The 15,844-nt window shown below is 64.6% G+C and carries 9 protein-coding genes and 1 tRNA gene; 4 read left to right on the top strand and 6 right to left on the bottom strand.

Translation table 11 applies throughout. The annotated features are described in order from the left end of the window. Positions 1-3: 3 nt before the first annotated feature. The 5 genes from J1M87_RS20225 to J1M87_RS20205 form a co-directional block, all read right to left on the bottom strand. Positions 4-1,488, bottom strand: coding sequence for a penicillin-binding protein 2 (locus J1M87_RS20225; RefSeq protein WP_206491329.1), 1,485 nt, complete (start codon positions 1,486-1,488; stop codon positions 4-6). Continuing rightward, positions 1,485-2,942, bottom strand: a complete 1,458-nt coding sequence (locus J1M87_RS20220) for an FtsW/RodA/SpoVE family cell cycle protein (protein ID WP_206491327.1) — start codon at positions 2,940-2,942, stop codon at positions 1,485-1,487. The genes J1M87_RS20225 and J1M87_RS20220 overlap by 4 nt, the downstream gene beginning before the upstream one ends. Beyond that, entirely contained in the window at positions 2,939-4,381 is a 1,443-nt protein-coding gene (locus J1M87_RS20215) for a PP2C family serine/threonine-protein phosphatase (protein ID WP_206491326.1), read from the bottom strand. The genes J1M87_RS20220 and J1M87_RS20215 overlap by 4 nt, the downstream gene beginning before the upstream one ends. Continuing rightward, positions 4,378-4,842 (bottom strand): FHA domain-containing protein, encoded by a 465-nt coding sequence (locus tag J1M87_RS20210; protein WP_027494977.1) that lies wholly within the window; start codon positions 4,840-4,842, stop codon positions 4,378-4,380. Before J1M87_RS20210 ends, J1M87_RS20215 begins: the two co-directional genes overlap by 4 nt. Before the next feature lie 202 nt (positions 4,843-5,044). Further along, a complete protein-coding gene (locus J1M87_RS20205; RefSeq protein WP_206491325.1) occupies positions 5,045-6,499 on the bottom strand; it encodes a DUF3662 and FHA domain-containing protein in 1,455 nt (484 codons plus the stop codon). Positions 6,500-6,706: 207 nt separating this feature from the next. On the opposite strand from J1M87_RS20205, the gene J1M87_RS20200 reads away from it, so the two are divergent. The 4 genes from J1M87_RS20200 to J1M87_RS20185 all read left to right on the top strand — a co-directional run bounded on the left by J1M87_RS20200 (position 6,707) and on the right by J1M87_RS20185 (position 14,334). After that, positions 6,707-6,792, top strand: a tRNA-Leu gene (locus tag J1M87_RS20200). Between the two features lie 404 nt (positions 6,793-7,196). After that, positions 7,197-11,786 carry a glutamate synthase large subunit gene (gene gltB, locus J1M87_RS20195; protein ID WP_206491324.1) on the top strand — a complete coding sequence of 1,530 codons (4,590 nt, stop codon included), beginning with the start codon at positions 7,197-7,199 and terminating at the stop codon, positions 11,784-11,786. Further along, positions 11,779-13,230, top strand: a complete 1,452-nt coding sequence (locus tag J1M87_RS20190; protein WP_206491323.1) for a glutamate synthase subunit beta — start codon at positions 11,779-11,781, stop codon at positions 13,228-13,230. Before gltB ends, J1M87_RS20190 begins: the two co-directional genes overlap by 8 nt. Positions 13,231-13,428: 198 nt before the next feature. Continuing rightward, positions 13,429-14,334, top strand: a complete 906-nt coding sequence (locus tag J1M87_RS20185) for a cutinase family protein (protein ID WP_206491321.1) — start codon at positions 13,429-13,431, stop codon at positions 14,332-14,334. Here J1M87_RS20185 and J1M87_RS20180 read toward each other — a convergent pair. After that, the gene (locus J1M87_RS20180) at positions 14,313-15,839 is read right to left on the bottom strand and encodes an MFS transporter (RefSeq protein ID WP_206491319.1); all 1,527 of its coding nucleotides are present in this window, start codon (positions 15,837-15,839) and stop codon (positions 14,313-14,315) included. The two genes, J1M87_RS20185 and J1M87_RS20180, sit on opposite strands and share 22 nt — an antisense overlap. Between the last annotated feature and the right edge of the window lie 5 nt (positions 15,840-15,844).

The following is a 15,844-nucleotide window of genomic DNA, read 5'->3' as shown; positions in this document are numbered from 1 at the left end:
ATCTCACCTCCCCTGCAATGCCGCTGCGATGACGGCGCGTCCGACGGGTGCGGCCACGGATCCACCGGTGGCTGCCAGTGCCCGGTCGCCACCGTTCTCGACGATCACCGCGATGGCGACCTTGGGGTCCTTCGCGGGTGCGAATGCGATGTACCAGGCATGCGGAGGAGTGTTGCGTGGATCGGAACCGTGTTCTGCCGTACCGGTTTTCGAGGCGATCTGCACGCCGGGGATCTTGCCTTCGCCGCTGGTGTCGTTCTCGGCACCGATCATCAGATCGGTCAGAGTTGCAGCGGTCTCCGGGCTGATGGCCGCTCCCATGGCTTTGGGCTGATAGTTCGACAGATCGGACAGATCAGGAGACTGCAACTGCTGCACCAGGTTCGGAGCCATCCGCACACCGCCGTTGGCGACGGTTGCGGCGATGACGGCATCCTGCAGGGGGGTCAGTGCTACGTCGCGCTGGCCGATGCTGGACTGGCCCAATGCCGCGTCGTCGTCGATCGGCCCGATGGTGCTGTCGGCCACCGGAAGTGGAATCGTGATGTCCTCGCCGATACCGAACGCGGCGGCGGCGTCGCGCATCTTGTCCACCCCGGTGTCGATGCCGAGTTCGACGAACGCGGTGTTGCACGAGCGCGCGAACGCTTCACGCAACGACGCGGTCTGGCCGCTGCCACACGTCGAACCGTTGTAGTTCTCGAGCGTCGTCGAGGTGCCCGGCAGCGTGATGTTCGACGCGGCCGTCAGCTGATCGTCCGGCGTTGCGCCCGCCTCGAGAGCGGCCGCGGTGGTGATCACCTTGAAGGTGGATCCGGGCGGGTAGGTCTGCGAGATGGCGCGGTTGACCATCGGCTTGTCGGGGTCGTTGCTGAGGTCCTCCCACGCTGTCGTCGTGGTGACACCGTCATGGCTGGCGAGCAGGTTGGGGTCGTAGCTCGGGGTGCTGGCCATGGCGAGGATGTTGCCGGTGGCGGGGTCGAGGGCCACGACCGAACCGGTGTATCCCTTGGCTGTGAGCTGGTCGTATGCGACCTGCTGAACGACGGGGTCGATGGTGGTGACCACGTTGCCGCCGCGGGGATCCCGGCCGGAGATGAGGTCGAACAGGCGTCCGCCGAAGAGACGGTCGTCGGAACCGTTGAGGACCGGGTCCTCGGCGCGTTCGAGTCCGCTGCTCGAGTACAGCATCGAGTAGTAGCCGGTGACCGGCGCGTTGGCCTCGGGGCTCGATGGCGAGATCGAATTCTGCGGGTAGGTGCGCAGGTACTTGTATCGGTCGTCGGTGGCGACGGAGGACGCGAGTACCTGCCCACCCGCCGAGATCTGACCGCGTTGGCGGGAGTACTCGTCGAGCAGGACCCGTGAGTTTCTCGGGTCGGTACGCAAACTGTCGGCCTTGATGACCTGAACGTAGGTGGCGTTGGCGAGCAGGGCGACCACCATCACCATGATGGCGATGGAGACGCGGCGTAGGGGAGTGTTCATGCGCGCTTCACCATTTCGGTCGGCGCCTCGGCGATCGGGGTGGCGACAGCGGGCTTCTTCTTGGGTGTCGCAGGTTCACGGGCGGCGTCGGAGATCTTGATCAGCAACGCCACCAACAGGTAGTTCGCCAGCAGCGAGGATCCGCCGTAGGACATGTACGGGGTGGTCAGTCCGGTCAGTGGAATCAGCTTGGTCACACCGCCGACGACGACGAACAGCTGGATGGCGACCGTGAACGACAGGCCGGCCGCCAGCAACTTACCGAAGCTGTCTCGCACGGCGAGAGCGGTTCGCATGCCTCGAATGATGAACAGCAGGTACAGGATCAGGACTGCGGCCAGCCCGATGAGGCCGAGCTCTTCCCCGACGGTGGCGATGATGAAGTCGGTTTTGGGGAACGGCACCTGGGACGGTCGGCCGCTACCGAGCCCGGTGCCGGCGAGGCCGCCGGTGGCGAGCCCGAACAGCGATTGGGAAATCTGATATCCGGTGTTGTTGTAGTCGGCGAACGGATCCAGCCAGGTCAACGTGCGCACGCGAACGTGACGGAACGCCTGGTAGGCGAAGAAGAACCCCACGAGCAACATCCCGCTACCGATGATGATCCAGCCCACGCGTTCGGTGGCGATGTAGATCATCACCAGCACGGTGCTGAAGATCAGCAGCGACGTACCGAGGTCCTTCTCGAACACCAACACCGCAACAGAGACGAGCCAGACGACGATGACGGGTCCGAGATCGCGGGCACGAGGGAAGTCCATCCCGAGCCAGTGCTTGCCCGCCGTGGTGAACAGTTCGCGCTTGGATACCAGCAGTGACGCGAAGAAGATCAACAGCAGAATCTTGGCGAACTCACCGGGCTGCAAACTGAATCCGGGCAACCGAATCCAGATCTTCGAGCCGTTGACCTCCGAGAACGCCGAGGGCAGCATCGCCGGGATGGCCAGCAGCACCAGGCCGGCGAGGCCGAGGGTGTAGCCGTAACGTGCCAGCGTCCGATAATCGCGCAGCAGCACCAGCAGTGCCACGAAACCGGCGATCGCGAGCGTCGTCCAGAGCACCTGCTGGGTGGCATCGGGTGACGGAATCGGGTTGCCGAGATACAGCGCCTGCTGTTGGTCGGCCAGATCGAGGCGGTGAATGAGCACCAGGCCCAGTCCGTTGAGCAGCGCGACGATCGGCAGCAGCAGCGGATCGGCGTAGGGCGCGAAGCGTCGTACTGCCAGGTGCGCCACCGTCATCAGCGCGAGATACGCGACGGCGTACTTGGCGAGGTCCCAGGTGATGGTTTGTTCCTGGCTCGCCTCGACCAACACCAGCGAGATCGTCGTGATCAGGACCGCGGCACCGAGCAGAAGTAGTTCGACGCCGCGCCGATTCGATTGGACCGGTGCGGGAGCGAATCCTCCGGGCGGACTCGGAAAGGACCCTCCCGTAGAAGCAGTGGAGCTCATTGAGTACCGGTCCTGCAGTTCTGGCCGGGAATCTGGGGAACCGTCGGGGTCGGCACCGCGGTGGTGGTCGGTGCGAGGTCCGGTACCGGCTCCTGTTCGGCCTGGGGCAGAGGCACTCCGGGCGGCGGGATGATCGTCGTCGGGGTCGGTTCGACGGTGGTGGTGACGACCGGCTCGGTCTCGCAGACCTGCAGCAGATCTCCGGACGCCAAGCGCTCGATCTGTCCGCGCGCATCCTCGAGGGATCCCGAGGGCAGTCCGGTGGTGACCTGCTCGCGCGCCGCAGGCAGGAGGTCGTCGATCTCGAACGGATTGCAGTCTGCGGGAACTGCATCGGGGCCGCTGAGTGTGACGGTGCCGTCGTCTGCGAGGCAGCCGGTCAGTTCCACACTCTGCAACGAGTATCCCAGGACCGAGCCGGGTAGACCGCGCAGCACGGTGACCTTACCGTTGTCGGCGCCGACGTAGTAGTTGCCCTTGATGATCGAATTGGCCACGAACACACCGATTCCCGCCAACACAACCAGGGTCAGGGCGATCAAACTCCAGCGCAGTTTGTGTGACTTCTTCTCGGGCGCGACCACCGGGGCGGTGACTCGTTTGGGCGTCGACCGTGGTGGCCGCATCGCGGCGGCCCGTCCTGCTGCGGTGTTGGGCGGAGGTGCGTCCTCCTCGTCCTCGGTGCTGGCAGCGCCGCCGAGGATCGGGTGGCTCTGTCCGTAATCGAGGTCGATGACGTCGGCGACGACGACCGTCACGTTGTCCGGCCCGCCGCTACGCAGGGCGAGTTCGATGAGTCGATCGGCGCAGGGACCGGTTTCGCCCTCGTTCATGGTGTTCTCGATGGTCTCGTCGCTGACGACGTCCGAGAGGCCGTCGGAGCACAGCAGGTAACGATCACCTGCCCGTACTTCCCGAACGGTGAGCGTCGGCTCGATCTCGTTGCCGGTGAGGGCCCGCATGATCAGCGAACGCTGCGGATGGGTGTGTGCCTGCTCGGCGGTGATGCGGCCCTCGTCGACGAGTGACTGAACGAAGGTGTCGTCGCGGGTGATCTGGGTGAGCGATCCGTCGCGCAGCATGTACGCGCGTGAGTCGCCGATGTGGACCAGTCCGATTCGTTTGCCCGCGAACAAGATTGCGGTGAGCGTCGTGCCCATACCGTCGAGCTCGGGTTCGTCCTCGACCTGATCCGCGATGGAGGCGTTGCCCTCACGGGTGGCTGCTTCGAGCTTGCCCAGCAAGTCGTCACCGGGTTCGTCGTCGTCGAGGTGAGCCAGGGCGGCGATCATCAACTGCGACGCCACTTCACCGGCAGCGTGCCCGCCCATGCCGTCGGCCAGGGCCAGTAGCCGAGCCCCGGCATACACGGAGTCCTCGTTGTTCGATCGAACGAGACCGCGGTCACTGCGGGCGGCATAGCGTAGGACGAGGGTCACGGGCGCAACTCGATCACGGTCTTGCCGACACGGACAGGGGTTCCCAGCGGGACGCGAACAGCGGTGGTCACCTTCGCTCGGTCGAGGTAGGTGCCATTGGTCGAACCGAGGTCCTCGACGTACCAGTCGCCGCCGCGCGGCGACAGACGAGCATGTCGTGTCGACGAATAGTCATCTGTCAGAACGAGAGTCGAGTCGTCTGCGCGCCCGATCAAGACGGGTTGGGTGCCCAGCGATATGCGCGTTCCGGCGAGACCGCCCTGGGTCACCACGAGGTACTTGGCCACCTTCTGCTTGTTGAACGACGGGAGAACCTTCGAGCCACCGGAGTAGCGAGCGGGCACGCGCATGCCTGCAGCGGCGTAGATGTCGCTGCGGAGGGTGCGAAGGACGGCCCAGACGAAGAACCACAACAGAAGCAGAAAACCTGCCCTGGTCAGCTGCAGAATCAATCCCTGCACGACGATTCACCTCCTCCTTCGCGATCGGACCGGCATCTCACACACTCGAATACTGCGGCGCGGCAGACATGGCTGCCTCGCAGCATCATAGGGTGAAGCCGCTCGTGTGGACGACATACGGGTGGACGAGTACGAAAGTCGACGAAACGAACATCGCCGCGGCTCCCCGCAGGCTCTACTCGCTCCCAGCCCACGCCGAGCGTCAGACGATCCGGACCAGAATTTCGGAGTGACCGGCTCTGATGACGTCACCGTCCGCCAATTGCCAATCCTGCACCGGAGCTCCGTTCACGGTGGTGCCGTTCGTGGAACCGAGGTCCGAGAGCATGGCGACGCGGCCGTCCCAGCGAATCTCGATGTGCCGCCGCGAGACACCGGTATCGGGCAGTCGGAACTGTGCGTCCTGACCACGGCCGATGATGTTCTGACCGTCTCGGAGCTGGAAGTAGCGGCCACTGCCGTCTTCGAGCTGGAGCGTGGCAGCGAGCGCCTGACCCTGACCGGAGTACGCGGCGGGCTGCTCGTAGCCGTACCCGTCTCCTCGAGGGGATCCGCCCTGCGGGTAGCCGCGGCCGTAGGCAGGCTGTGCGGGCGGGTAGTCGTAACCGGGCTGCTGGTAACCGGCGGCGCGGGGATCGGCGTACTGTCCGGCCGGCTCGCTGTATGCCTGCTCCTGATAGGGGGCCTCGGAGTAGGCACCACCTTGCTCGGCACCGTTGTAGTCGTAGCCCTGACCGTTGTAGCCCTGCGCGTCGTAGCCCTGGCCGTTGTAACCCTGGGCGTCGTACCCCTGAGCGTCGTAGCCCTGGGAGTTGTACGCCTGATCCTGGCCGTAGGGGTGGTGGTCGTAACCCTGATCGCGGCCGCCTGCGGCGCTGTACGCCTGACCCTGGTCGGCGTACGGCTGTTCGTCGTAGCCCTGACCGTTGTAGGGCTGCTGATCGTAGGCCTGACCGTTGTAGGGCTGCTGGTCGTACTCGCCGGGCGCGTAGGCCTGCGCGTCGTAGCCGTTCTGCTCACGTCCGGCGTAGCGCGGATCCTGGCCACCGGCATAACCATTGCGAGCGCGCGGATCGGGACGATGACCGTCCGCGGGATCGCGCTGCGGGTCGTAGCCTGGGTTCTGCGTCATGTGGCCGGCTCCTGGTATCGACATCGGTGGGGCAGACGGTCGCTGCGTAGCTGAAGGGATGGGACGGGGTGCTGGCGGAGCCGATACGTTCTGCTGGGCCGACGCGCCTTGCCGCGCGGACGTGTTCCGTGCAGCAGTCGCCGATCGTCCCACATCGGGATCGACCGAGCCAGTGGCGCGGAACTGTCCGGTGTGAAGAGTCGGGGACGGCTCGAAGCGAACCACCACGTCACCGTAGGTCTGCCACCCTTGATCTCGGATGTAGTCATCGAGGTGGCGAGAAAATGCCTTGACGGTGAGTTCTCGATCGCAGGCCAGTTCCTCGTGGTCGGAGCTGTTGATGGTGATCACGAAGCTGTTGGGAGCCAGATTGTGGCCGCCGTCGAGGGGACGGACCAGATCCGAGGCTTCCTGTTGCAGCGCTGCTTCCACCTCCGCCGGTACGACGCCCCCGCCGAACACGCGGGCGAAGACGTCGCCGACAGCACCCTGGAGCTTGCGTTCGAACCGCGCAACGATGCCCATCGTGACCCCTCCTCTCACTGTCTCGAGCCACCGTACGGTGCCTGCGGGTACACAGGGAGCGACGACCGCGTGTCATCACGAAGTCGCGCTGCAAGCATGATATACGTTGCCGCCGACGTGGACCGAGTCCCGCCGCTCGCTCCGGGCACCCCGAGGCCGCGATTTTCGAGCGCGGCAGGGTGCGTGTTAGTGTTCTCGCCGTCACCCGGGCGGGTGGCGGAATGGCAGACGCGCTGGCTTCAGGTGCCAGTGTCCTTCGGGACGTGGGGGTTCAAGTCCCCCTCCGCCCACCACGCTGGCCGCAGCTGACTCGAATCGCTGCGGCCAGTTTTTTTTACTTCCGAATGTCTTACACGCGTGTGCTTCTCGGGTGACGTGGCCCGTCCGTCACACATCGTGGCCGAAATGTCGACCTGTATAGGGAAATTCCCAGGTGAAACGCAATATTAGGCATGCCTTATTTGCGGGGGTACCCAGGTGCTGACTTATCGTTCGTAGTTGGATCGGCCTCACCACGGCCGAATCCGTCGAGACCTCACTTTTCTACCACGCGCTCACCTGCCCGTGCAGAGGAAAGCGTCGACCATCGACAGGTGCTGCTTCAACGGCGAGGACGCACCGAATGCCGTTCGTGCACGCGGTTACAACAAGACCGGCACCGACGAGTTTCAAGGCTGGACTTATCCGAAGGCTAGGTATGAAGCACACTCCGGGCCCGCAAGGCCTCTACGATCCCGTCAACGAGCACGACTCCTGTGGTGTCGCGTTCGTGGTGGACATGCACGGTCGTCGCAGTCGCGACATCGTCGAGAAGGCGATCACCGCACTGGTCAACCTCGAGCACCGCGGAGCCGCCGGCTCCGAACCGAACACCGGTGACGGTGCCGGAATTCTGATCCAGGTACCGGACGCATTCTTCCGCGCGGTCGTGGACTTCGAGCTTCCCGCTGCGGGCGCGTATGCCACCGGAGTTGCATTTCTCCCGCAAGGCCGCAACGACGCCGCACGCGCCTGCGAGGGTGTCGAGAAGATCGTCGTCGACGAGGGCATGACCGTCCTCGGATGGCGTGATGTTCCCACCGACGACTCCTCTCTCGGGGCGCTCGCGCGCGATGCGATGCCGACCTTCCGTCAGCTGTTCTTCGCCGCACCCGACAGCTCCGTTACCGATCTCGATCTCGAGCGCGTCGCTTTCGTCATCCGCAAGCGCGTCGAGCACGAACTCGGTGAGGAAGGCGCAGGCAAGGACGGCCCCGGTCGCGAAACCGTGTACTTCCCGTCGTTGTCCTCGCAGACCTTCGTCTACAAGGGCATGCTGACCACCCCGCAGCTCAAGGGTTTCTACCTCGACCTGCAGGACGAGCGAGTCGACAGTGCACTCGGACTCGTGCATTCGCGCTTCTCGACCAACACCTTCCCGTCGTGGCCGCTGGCGCATCCGTTCCGACGCGTCGCTCACAACGGCGAGATCAACACCGCCACCGGCAACGAGAACTGGATGCGGGCCCGTGAGGCACTCATCACCTCGGACGTCTTCGGTGGCCCCGATGCGCTCGAGAAGATCTTCCCCGTCGTCACCCACGGAGCGAGCGACACGGCACGCTTCGACGAGGTGCTCGAGTTGCTGCATCTCGGCGGACGCAGCCTGCCGCACGCCGTGCTGATGATGATCCCCGAGGCCTGGGAACGGCACGAGTCGATGGACCCCGCTCGTCGGGCGTTCTACAAGTACCACTCCTCGTTGATGGAGCCCTGGGACGGGCCGGCCTCGGTGTGCTTCACCGACGGCACCGTCATCGGAGCCGTGTTGGACCGCAACGGCCTGCGCCCGAGCCGGCTGTGGGTCACCGACGACGGCCTGGTCGTCATGGCCTCCGAGGTCGGCGTTCTCGACATCGACCCGTCGAAGGTCGTCCGGAAGGTGCGCCTGCAGCCGGGCCGGATGTTCCTCGTGGACACCGCACAGGGCCGGATCGTCTCCGACGACGAGATCAAGGACGAACTCGCCGCCGAACATCCGTACCAGCAGTGGCTCGACGAAGGCCTGACCTCGATCGACGATCTGCCCGAGCGTCCACACGTGCACATGCCGCACGATCGGGTTCTCATCCGGCAGCAGATCTTCGGGTACACCACCGAGGAACTGAACGTGTTGATCTCGCCCATGGCGAAGTCCGGGGCCGAGGCCATCGGGTCGATGGGCACCGATACTCCGATCGCCGTCCTGTCGGCTCGGCCGCGGATGCTGTTCGACTACTTCTCGCAGCTGTTCGCTCAGGTCACCAACCCCCCGCTGGACGCGATCCGCGAAGAGATCGTCACCAGCCTCGGCGGCACCATCGGCCCTGAGGGCGATCTGCTGAACCCGGGTGCCGACGGCTGCAAGCAGATCGTGCTGCCGCAGCCGATCCTGCACAACGACGATCTCGCCAAGCTCGTACACATCAACGACGAAGGTACCCAGGAGGGTCTTCGGTCGGTGGTCGTGCGCGGCCTCTACCCGGTCGCAGAGGGCGGCGAAGGTCTCCGAAAGTCGTTGGAAGCCATCCGCGCTCAGGTCTCTGCTGCCATCTCCGGCGGTGCGCGGATCATCGTGCTCTCGGACCGCGAGTCGAGTGAGAAGCTCGCTCCGATTCCGTCTCTGCTGCTCACCTCCGCAGTGCACCATCACCTGGTTCGGGAGAAGACCCGCACCAAGGTCGGTCTGATCATCGAGGCCGGTGACGCCCGCGAGGTGCACCACATGGCGTTGCTGATCGGTTTCGGTGCCGCAGCGGTCAATCCGTACATGGCCTTCGAATCGATCGAGGACATGATCGAGCGCGGAGCCCTCACCGACATCGATTTCGACAAGGCCGTCGCGAACTACATCAAGGCCGCCGGCAAGGGCGTGCTGAAGGTGATGTCCAAGATGGGCATATCGACACTGGCGTCGTACACCGGTGCTCAGCTGTTCCAGGTGATCGGCCTCTCGCAGGAACTGGTCGACGAATACTTCACCGGGCACAACAGTCATCTCGGCGGTATCGACCTCGACCAGATCGCCGACGATGTCGCAGCGCGGCACGCGGTGGCCTACCTCGAGAACCGTCAGGAACGAGCACATCGCGAGCTCGAGACCGGCGGCGAGTACCAGTGGCGTCGTGAGGGGGAGTACCACCTGTTCAACCCCGACACGGTGTTCAAACTGCAGCACTCCACCCGCACCGGTCAGTACGACATCTTCAAGGAATACACGAAGATGGTCGACGACCAGTCCGAGCGGCTTGCGTCCCTGCGTGGACTGTTCCGATTCAAGACCGAAGAGCGGCAAGCGATCTCGATCGACGAGGTCGAGCCGGCCAGCGAGATCGTCAAGCGCTTCTCCACCGGTGCGATGAGCTACGGCTCCATCTCGGCCGAGGCGCACGAGACCTTGGCCATCGCCATGAATCGTCTCGGCGGACGCTCGAACTCGGGTGAGGGCGGCGAGGACGTCTCGCGGTTCGAGCCGGACGAGAACGGCGACTGGCGACGCAGTGCCATCAAGCAGGTCGCGTCGGGACGTTTCGGCGTCACCTCGCACTACCTGACCAACTGCACCGACATCCAGATCAAGATGGCGCAGGGAGCCAAGCCCGGTGAGGGCGGCCAGCTTCCGGCCCACAAGGTCTACCCGTGGGTCGCCGAGGTGCGGCATTCGACGCCTGGCGTCGGACTGATCTCGCCGCCGCCGCACCACGACATCTACTCGATCGAGGATCTCGCGCAGCTGATCCACGACCTGAAGAATGCCAACCCGCAGGCCCGCATCCACGTGAAGCTGGTCTCCGAGGTCGGTGTCGGAACCGTCGCGGCCGGTGTATCGAAGGCCCACGCCGATGTGGTGCTCATCTCGGGCCACGACGGCGGCACCGGTGCCACGCCGTTGACCTCGGTCAAGCACGCAGGTGGACCGTGGGAGCTCGGCCTGGCCGAGACGCAACAGACGTTGCTGCTCAACGGTCTTCGCGATCGCATCGTCGTTCAGGTCGACGGCCAGCTCAAGACCGGCCGTGACGTGATGGTTGCTGCCCTGCTCGGCGGTGAGGAGTTCGGTTTCGCCACCGCTCCGCTCGTGGTCTCGGGCTGCATCATGATGCGCGTCTGCCACCTCGATACCTGCCCCGTCGGAGTTGCCACGCAGAACCCATTGCTGCGCAAGCGTTTCGCAGGTAAGCCGGAATTCGTCGAGAACTTCTTCATGTTCATCGCCGAAGAGGTTCGCGAGCTCATGGCCGAGCTCGGGTTCCGCACCCTCGACGAGGCCGTCGGCCAGGTGGGTCTGTTGGACACCACTGCAGCCAAGGAGCACTGGAAGGCGTCCAAGCTGGACCTGGCACCCATCCTCGAAGAGGTCGAATCGGCCTTCATGAATCAGAACCTCTACAACACCGGGGTTCAGGATCACGGCCTGGACAAGGCCCTCGATCAGCAGCTCATCGTGGCCAGCCGCAATGCGTTGGACAAGGGCGAGAAGGTCGTCTTCGAGTCCAAGATCACCAACGTCAACAGGACCGTCGGCACGATGCTCGGACACGAGGTCACCAAGGCATACGGCGGTGTCGGGCTCCCGGACGACACCATCGACATCACGTTCACCGGTTCGGCCGGTAACAGCTTCGGTGCTTTCGTTCCATCCGGCATGACATTGCGTCTGCACGGCGATGCCAACGACTTCGTCGGCAAGGGACTGTCCGGTGGACATCTCGTGCTGCGTCCGTCGTTGGAGGCACCCAAGGGATTCGTCGCCGAGGACAACATCATCGGCGGCAACGTCTTCCTCTTCGGCGCCACCAGCGGCGAGGCCTTGATCCGTGGTGTCGTCGGTGAGCGATTCGCCGTACGCAACTCCGGTGCCGAGGCCGTCGTCGAGGGCGTCGGTGATCACGGATGCGAATACATGACGGGCGGCAAGGTCGTCATCCTCGGCGCGACGGGCCGCAACTTCGGTGCCGGCATGTCCGGGGGCGTCGCGTTCATCTTCGATCCGGACAAGACGTTCGAGGCCAACCTCAACACCGAGCTGGTCGACATCGAGGAGCTCGAGGGTGACGAGTTCACCTGGCTCCGCGGCATTGTCACCCGTCACCAGGAGCAGACCGGCTCCGAGGTGGCCGAGCGGATCCTCGCGGACTGGTCACAGCAGGTGAACCATTTCGTGAAGGTCATGCCTCGCGACTACAAGAAGGTACTGCTGGCCATTTCCGAGGCCGAGAAGAACGGCGCGGACGTGGACGAAGCGATCATGGAGGCAGCTCGTGGGTGACCCACAAGGATTTCTGAAGAACACCGTTCGCGAAGTACCCAAGCGGCGGCCCGTCGACCTGCGTCTGATGGACTGGAAAGAGGTCTACGAGGACTTCTCGAAAGACACGCTGCGCACTCAGGCGAGCCGATGCATGGACTGCGGTATTCCGTTCTGCCACAACGGTTGCCCACTGGGAAACCTGATCCCCGAGTGGAACGACCTGGTGTTCAAGGATCGCTGGCGTGACAGCATCGATCGGTTGCACGCCACCAACAACTTCCCGGAGTTCACCGGACGGTTGTGCCCCGCTCCGTGCGAGGCGTCGTGTGTGCTGGGCATCAACCAGGACCCGGTCACCATCAAGCAGGTCGAGGTCGAGATCATCGACAAGGCTTTCGAAGAGGGCTGGGTCACCCCGGTGTATCCGACGCATCTGACCGGTAAGACCGTTGCCGTCGTCGGTTCGGGACCCGCCGGACTTGCAGCGGCACAGCAGCTCACCCGCGCCGGCCACACCGTGACGGTCTTCGAGCGTGCCGATCGCGTCGGCGGACTGCTGCGCTACGGCATCCCCGAATTCAAGATGGAGAAGCGCCACATCGATCGACGGCTCGCGCAGATGGAAGCCGAAGGTACCGTCTTCCGCACCAATGTCGATGTGGGCGTGGACATCTCGGCAGACGAACTGCGCGAGCAGTTCGACGCCGTCGTCCTCTCCGGCGGTGCCACCGCGTGGCGCGACCTGCCCATCGAGGGCCGAGAACTCGATGGCATCTACCAGGCGATGGAATTCCTGCCGCACGCCAATCGCGTCCAGCAGGGCGACATGGACGAGCCACCGGTCAGTGCACACGGCAAGAAGGTCGTCATCATCGGCGGCGGCGACACCGGTGCCGACTGCCTGGGCACCTCGCACCGTCAGGGTGCGGAAAGCGTCCACCAGTTCGAGATCATGGCCCGGCCTCCCGAGGAGCGTGCGACGTCCACCCCGTGGCCGACGTACCCGCTGATGTACCGGGTCGCCTCGGCCCACGAAGAGGGCGGCGAGCGCGTCTTCTCCGTCAACACCGAGCGTTTCGTCGGCGAAGACGGCAAGGTCACCGCACTCGAAGCCTGCGAGGTCGAATTCAAGGCAGGCAAGTTCGAGAAGATCGAGGGTAGCGAGTTCACCCTCGAAGCCGATCTCGTGCTGCTGGCGATGGGATTCGTCGGACCTGCGAAGGGCGGTCTGCTGACCGATCTGGGTGTCGACTTCAACCAGCGAGGCAACGTCGAGCGCACCAGCGAGTGGGTCACCAACGTTCCCGGCGTCTTCGTCGCAGGCGATATGGGTCGTGGCCAGTCGCTGATCGTATGGGCGATCGCCGAGGGTCGCTCGTGTGCGGCCGCTGTCGACACCTTCCTGCAGGGAAAGACGGCGCTGCCCGCACCGATCGTGCCCACCCAGGCGCCGCAGCGGTAAGTCACTTTTTCGCCGAGCTCGAAGTTATGGATGGATTACGGTCCGATCCCGTCCATAACTTCGAGCTCGGCTGCGTTTCACGACCTCGCGGACGCTGTTACGTCCGTTAACCATGTAGGCATCTGATGGTCACAGGCCCCTGGCACTGTGAATCTCGAACAGCGCTCGTTCGACTTTCACCAGTGAGGCCCCCTCCCCATGAGTGTCAAGAAGTTCTGCGCCGGTATCGGCGTCATCGCAGCTCTCGCGTCCGGTGTCGTCCTCGGCGCGGCATCACCCGCGATCGCCGATCCCGGCGACTGCCCCTCGATGTACGTGGTGGCCATTCCGGGAACGTGGGAGACCAGCTCGGGTGCGGCCCCGAAGCCGGGAATGCTCACCGATGTCACCGATCGTCTCGGCGGCGATATACGCACCGACTACGTCTCCTACCCCGCCACCGCGTTCCCGTGGGAGGGCGAGGTGTACGGACAGTCTCGGGCGGTCGCCGTCACCAACGCGGGCAGCATGCTCAAGGCCATGGCAGACCGCTGCGGCGCAACGAAACTCGCGATCATCGGATACAGCCAGGGCGCCGATGCGGCCGGCGATCTCGCCGCGGCGATCGGGACCGGAGCTGGCATCGTGCCTGCGGACAGAATCGCCGCAGTGGGTCTGATCTCCGATCCGAAGCGCTCCGACACCGACGCTCTGGTGGGCCCCGCCGTGGTGGGTACCGGAGTCGGTGGCCCCCGTGTCGGCGGATTCGGTCACGTCAGTCCGGTGGTGCGGACCTTCTGTGCCGTCGGCGATCTGTACTGCTCGACGCCGAAAGACGATTACGTGGCCCGGCTGGCCGGATTCCTCGCTGTGTCCTCCAGCCCCGAGCCCGATGTCGCGGATCAGTACTCGCAGGAAGCACAGTCGTTGCTCGCCGACCTCACGGCAGCCGGTGGCCTCCCCGTACTGCAGGGGCAGCTCACCGATCAGGCAAACGACCAGCGTCGGCGAGAGATCGAAGCGTTCTACCGGTCGGGAATTCACCAGGAATACCAGAGCTACGAGGTCCAGGACGGTCGATCTGCAACCAGTTGGCTGGCGGGTTACCTCACTGCCGCGGTCTGACGTCGTAGCAACAGGAAGACAGCCAGCGCACTGACGGCCATCAGGACAGCGCTGGTACCGGCAGCGAGTTCGAAGCCGTCGATGAACGACGAGTCGGCGACTTCGGTCAACTGCGAGGCAAACGGCTCGGGCAGGTAATCGGCGACGGCAATGGCACCTCCGATGGTTTCGCGCGCTGGGTCGGCGATATCGGCCGGTGTCCCGGCGGGGATGGCGTCGGACATGCGGTTGCGGTAGACGGTGCTGCCGATGGTTCCGAGGATGGCGATGCCCACGGCACCGCCCAGTTCGGCACCGGTCTCGGACAGGGCCGACGCAGCGCCTGCCTTCTCCGGAGCGGCTGCCGTGAGCACGATGTCGGAGTTGAGGGTCGACGCTGCACCGATGCCGAACGTCAGCAGGGCCATTCCGGTCAGGAGCAGGGGTAGCCCGGAGTCGACGGCGACGAAGAACATTGCTACGCAACCGAACGCGATGAACAGCAGGCCGCCCGCAATGATGGTGCCGGTGCTGATCACCTTGCTCAGCGTCGGTGCCAGGACGGCACCGGCGGCCGCGGCGACGGCGGGAATCAGCAACCACAGCCCGGCCTGGAGAGGCCCGAGGCCGACGACGAGTTGCAGGTACTGCGAGGCGAACAGGCTGAATCCTGTCATCGCGAAGATGACGAGGAACTGCACGACGACGGCGGCGCTGAAGGCACGTTCGGCGAACAGGGTCACGTCGATGAGGGGGTTCGCAGCCCTGCGTTGTCGGATGACGAACACCGTACCGAGAGCGAACCCGACGACCGCGGTGGTGATGGTGGCTGCGTCGATGCCTTCCTGCGCACCGTGTTTGATGGCGTAGACGATCGAGAGCATCGAGGAGATCGCGAGGACCACGCTGATCGGGTCGAACTTGCCGGGGTCGGCGTCCTTGAACTCCGGCACGAGCAGAGGGGCCGCGACGAACAGCAGCACCATGATCGGGATGTTGATCAGAAACACCGAGCCCCACCAGAAGTGCTCGAGCAGCACGCCTCCGATGACGGGTCCGACGGCCGCTCCACCCGCGAATCCGGCCGTCCACAGACCGATCGCTTCCTTGCGCTGAGCCGGATCGTGAAACATGTTGCGGATCAACGACAGTGTGCTCGGCGCGATGGTGGCTCCGCCGACTCCCAGCAATGCACGCGCCACCAGCAGCATCTCGGGAGAAGTGGAGAACGTTGCAAGCAGAGACGCGACACCGAACACGACCGCGCCGATCATCAGCAGAGTGCGTCGGCCGATCCGATCGCCGAGGGAGCCCATGGTGATGAGCAGCCCGGCCAGCAGAAAGCCGTAGATGTCGAGGATCCACAGGGTCTGATTGCTGCTGGGCTCGAGGTCGGCCGTCATGAACGGCAACGCGAGATACAGCACCGACATGTCCATCGAGACGACGAGAATGGGCACGACCAGTACGGCGAGACCGAGCCAGTCCTTCTTCGTGGCCAGTTGCTCGGCCGCCCTATGGGTCACTGTTG

The organism is Rhodococcus sp. KRD162 (assembly GCF_017168335.1).
Classification (GTDB): domain Bacteria; phylum Actinomycetota; class Actinomycetes; order Mycobacteriales; family Mycobacteriaceae; genus Rhodococcoides.
This window is presented reverse-complemented; position numbering and strand designations above follow the sequence as displayed.